This is a genomic window from Rhizobium subbaraonis, assembly GCF_900220975.1.
Classification (GTDB): domain Bacteria; phylum Pseudomonadota; class Alphaproteobacteria; order Rhizobiales; family Rhizobiaceae; genus Mycoplana; species Mycoplana subbaraonis.
The window spans coordinates 1-4,488 of the sequence record NZ_OBQD01000065.1; the positions used below are offsets into that span (position 1 = coordinate 1).

Below are 4,488 nucleotides of genomic sequence, written 5' to 3' on the forward strand. Positions count from 1 at the left end.
CAGCTGTATGCCGGCCAGGGCGGCGTGAACGCGGCCCTGAAGGATCTCGGCACGATTGCCGGCGGCGCGGCCCGCCTGATCACGCCCTTGACCGTCAGCATAGGTGCACTGACGGCGACGACCGCCATCGGCCTGATTGCCTGGAACAAGTACCTTGCGTCGACCAAAGAGGTGGAAACGGCCGCTTCTGGTCTCGGCCGTGCTGTCGCCGGCACCAAATCCGAAATGGAAGCCGCCGCCCAGGCGGGTGCAGCTGCGGCCGGGATCTCAGTAGCCTCGGCGCGCTCGATGCAGGCTCAGTTCCTGCGATCGGGCGCTATCGGCTCGGAGAACTTCGGCGCGCTGATTGCCCTGTCGAAGGACTTTGCCGCCACGATCGGCGTCGATGCGGACGCGGCCGGCCAGGCCTTGACGGAACTGTTCTCCAACCCGGCGCAGACAGCCCAGACGCTCTACCGGCAATATGGACTGATCGACGCGGCCACGGCGCGTCACGCTACCAATCTGGCCGCGCAGAACCGCCATTCCGAAGCGCAAGCCGTGCTGTTGAAGGCGCTGCCCGGCCAGCTCGCCAACGCTTCGGAGGCGACGACAGCGCTCGGCCGCGCCTGGAACTTCGTGAAGACGAACGCCAGCGACGCCATGGACGCGATCGGCGGGGCGATCGACGCGGCGGCGTCCGGTCCCTCGATCGACGAACGCCTTGCCAAGGCCGCGGCCGAATACGAACGCTTTTCAAATCAGTCGTGGTTCCTGCAGACCTTCAACGGCGCCGGCGATCGCGCCGCACAGGCCAAGCTCGAACTGGAAACCCTGACCGAAGAAAAGCGCCTTCAGGAGCGGCTGGCGTTCGAACAGCAGCGCCGGGCAGAAGAGATCAGCCGCAGCCGCGCCGCGGTGACGCTTGCCGAAGGCTCCGGCGCCAACCGGAGCACGCTGCGTGAGCAGGAATTGCGCAACGAGATTGCCGCGCTCCAGTCCGGCCGCGCCGGTCTCGCCGCCGATCCGGTCGGGCAAGGCATGGTCGACACCGCCATCGAGGCGAAGACGCGGGCGCTGGAAGCCCTTGTCGATCGGCAGCAACGGGCCATCGAGCTCGACCGGCTCGACATCCAGATTGCGACCGAACGCAACCCGCTGCTTCGCGCCGAGCTGGAAGCCCGCCGCACGCGCCTGCAAATGGCCGAACAGGAAGTTTCGTCCGGGGCCATTGAGGCCGAGGTCGGCCGCGCCCGCAATCGCGTCATCGAGGAGACCATTGCGGCGGCACGCGCGCAGACCGCCGACATGCGCGCCGACCTCGACGCACGCCGCAACCTCAACACGTTGCTCGCCGCCGGCACCATCACATCGGCCGACGCAAACCGCCTCTTGCAGGAAGAAGCCGCGCTCCGCCCGCTGGTCGTCGCGGCGGCCGCGGCCGAGGGCGCAGAAAAAGCGCGCCTCAACGAGGTCATCACCGAATTGCGGTCGGGCTATGCCGCCCTTGCCGAAGAAGAGAAGCGCGGTGCGGCCCTTGAATATCTGCGCGGTCAATCCGACCGCCTGGAACAGCTGCGCCTTGAGCAGTCGCTTGTCGGCGCAAACCAGAGTGTGCGGGCGCAGGCACTGGCCCAGCTGGAAGCCGAACAGAAGATCCGCAGTCTCGGGATTTCCGCGATCAGTGCGGAGGCCGAGCAAATCCGCGCGCTGGCCGGCGAGCAAGCGAAACTGACGCGGGAGACCGAAAAGCAGGAAGCGGCCTTCACCAAGGTCCGCGACACGGCCGAAGGCGCCATCGACACCATCGTCGATCGCTTCACGGAAGGCGATTTCAAAGGCGGGCTTCAAGCCGCCCTCAAAGACATCTCGAAGACCATCACCGAGTTGACGGTCACCAACCCGCTGAAGAACGCGCTTCTGAACACCGATCATGAGACCATGGCCGATCTTGGCGGCTTCGGTGGCATGTTCGGCAAGCTGTTCGGCGGCGAAGGCATGTCGACCGCCTCCATGGCGGTAACCGCAGCAAATGTGACCATTGCCGGCGGACTTGGGGGCCTGGGCGGCGGGCTCAGTTCGCTTTTCGCCGCCAACGACAACAGCGCGGCCGGCTCGCCGGTTGCCTCCGCAATCGCCTCTGTCGGCGCCGGCGGCGTGTCGCGTCCGGGATCGGCCGTCGATCTTGCCGGGGCGCTGCTCGGCTCGACCGAAACGGCGAACGCTGCGCAGATAAACAGCTTCCTGAAGCTTGGCGGCGTCGATATCGACGCGGCGCGAACCGCATGGTGCGCCGGTTTCGTCAATTCGGCCCTGCAACAGGTCGGCGTGGATGGCAGTGGCTCGCTGCTCGCCAACTCATTCCAGAACTGGGGCAGCCAGATCGACCCGAGCCAGGTGCTTCGCGGCGACGTCCTGTTGCAGTCGAATGGCCTGTCCGCGACCCAGCCCGGCGGGCATGTCGGTTTGGCCACAGGCGCCACGCGCATGTTCAACGGGCAGCAGCAGCTGGAAATGCTTTCGGGCAACTACAGCAACAGCGTGGGCACCGGCTGGTTCAATGCCGTCGATCTGCAAGTGCGGCGGGCGACCGAAGCCGCCGACGCACTCTCCACCCTGTCGTCGAGCTCCGCCACGGCGACGCAAGGTCTCGGCCAGTTCGGATCCGGCCTCGGCTCGTTCGGCCAGGCACTGTCTGGCGCCGGGATGCAGGCTGGATCAGGCGGCGGCCTCTTCGGGTGGCTTGGAAGCCTCTTCGGCGGTGGCGGTGGCGGCCAGTGGGCGGCGGCTGTGGCCGGCACCCTGACACCCGGACTGTTCGACAAGGGCGGCCCGACTGGCGGCTCCAACCCGGCCCGAATTGCCGGCCTCGTCCATGAACAGGAGTTCGTCTTCGACGCGGCTTCTACCGCCCGCATCGGCGTCGAAAATCTGGAAGCCATGCGCCGCGGCAAGAACCCTGCCGGCATCATCCGAGTGCAGCCGATGCGCTCGGCCGGCCGGTCGGCGTCTGCCGCTCCGACCCCGGTCAACTTCCACTACACCGCCGATATCCGGGTTTCGGGCAATGGCGACAAGGAATTGATGGGCCGAATGCGTCAAGCGGCCGAGGAAACCGTGAGAGACGGCTTTGACCAGTATCGCCGCGTTGGCGTCCAGGAAGACATCAAGCGGTTCAACGACGATCCTTATTCGAGGGGAGCGGCTTAGCGATGGCGCTCTCATTTCCTCTCAACGCGAGCGAGTTCGCCAACAAGCTGCGGATCCAGACCGCCCGCTGGTGGCTCCAGGAGCATCAGGAAAGTTCGATCACGGGAGGCGGCGAGTTTCTTGTTGCCGATCTTGCCCCGCGTTTGTGGCGCGCGGACGTCTCGTTGTGGCCGATGTTCCATGACGATGCAGCCGAGGTGCAGGCGCTTATTGAAAGCCTCGACGGCTCCCTGAATGCGTTCAACCTCTACGACCCGCGCAAGCGCTATCCGCGTTCCGATCCGAAGGGAACGGTCATCGACGGCGCATCGCCGGTCATCTCGTCCTTGTCCGGAAACAACAAGCAGCTGACGATATCTGGCCTGCCGGCAAACTACGTGCTGTCGGGCGGCGACATGTTCGGCTTTCTCTACGGCCCCGATTCCGAGCGGCGTGCGCTGCACCGGATCGTTTCCCGCGTTGTGGCCAACGCGGCTGGCGTAGCCGCCGGCGTCGAGGTTCGTCCGCATTTTCGGCCCGGCGTTGTGACCGGCACGGCCCTGAACTTCGTCAGCCCGGTCGCCCGCGTGAAGCTTGTTCCCGGTTCCTTTGAACCCGGTACCGCCCGCCGAAACATCACCGAAGGCATGTCCTTCCAGGCCCAACAGGTGATCTGATGGTCCGCGCCGTTGACTCCAACACCTATGATTATCTGCACTCGCGCCAAGGCGTCATCCCGCGCGCCTTCGTCTGGATCTCGGCCAAGAACAGGGAGACCGGGAGTATCGAGACAGTAGGCTTCTGGAACGGCCTGGACAGCGTCGAGGTGTCCGTGATCAGCGGCGTGACAGGATCGCCAGTGTCGCGCGAATACCATGCCGCCGGCTCGCTCCTCGACGTCGGGCCAATCACGCGCACCCCGGAACTCGAAGTCCGGACGCTTCGTATCTCCCTCAGCCAGATCAGCGAGGCGGTCCAGCTTGCCGTGCGGGGCTACGATGTTCGCCACGCGCCGATCGAGATCCATGAGGGGTACCTCGATCGAGAGTCCCGCCTGCTGATCGCGCCGCCCATCATCGACTTCGTCGGCTGGATCAACGGGGCGCCGATCAACACGCCCGCGGCGGGCGGAAAGGGCAGCATCATGCTCGATTGCGTGTCGCACAGTCGGATGCTCACCCGCACCAACCCGGCGAAGAAGTCGCACGAGACCCAGAAGCGGCGCTCCAACGACCAGTTCCGAAAGTACAACTCCGTCGCCAACCAGTGGCAATACTGGTGGGGCGAACGCGAAGGCGAGACGATGGGTTGAGCCGATGA

At 65.7% G+C, this 4,488-nt stretch carries 3 protein-coding genes; all 3 read left to right on the plus strand.

Annotated elements, in window-relative coordinates; all coding sequences use genetic code 11:
- Positions 1 to 3,189, plus strand: a 3,189-nt coding sequence (locus CRO48_RS31315; protein ID WP_141402167.1) for a phage tail length tape measure family protein, incomplete at its 5' end; no start/stop codon positions are given.
- A 2-nt stretch (positions 3,190 to 3,191) separates the two neighbouring features.
- Complete coding sequence (locus tag CRO48_RS31320) at positions 3,192 to 3,845, plus strand: hypothetical protein (protein ID WP_097143531.1); 654 nt, start codon at positions 3,192 to 3,194, stop codon at positions 3,843 to 3,845.
- Positions 3,845 to 4,480 (plus strand): hypothetical protein, encoded by a 636-nt coding sequence (locus CRO48_RS31325; RefSeq protein WP_097143532.1) that lies wholly within the window; start codon positions 3,845 to 3,847, stop codon positions 4,478 to 4,480. Before CRO48_RS31320 ends, CRO48_RS31325 begins: the two co-directional genes overlap by 1 nt.
- Positions 4,481 to 4,488: the final 8 nt, after the last annotated feature.

What these genes read in the sequence shown, in the direction of transcription:
- CRO48_RS31320 (WP_097143531.1), top strand. Translation starts at nt 3,192, where the DNA reads ATGGCGCTCTCATTTCCTCTCAACGCGAGCGAGTTCGCCAACAAGCTG.
- CRO48_RS31325 (WP_097143532.1), top strand. Translation starts at nt 3,845, where the DNA reads ATGGTCCGCGCCGTTGACTCCAACACCTATGATTATCTGCACTCGCGC.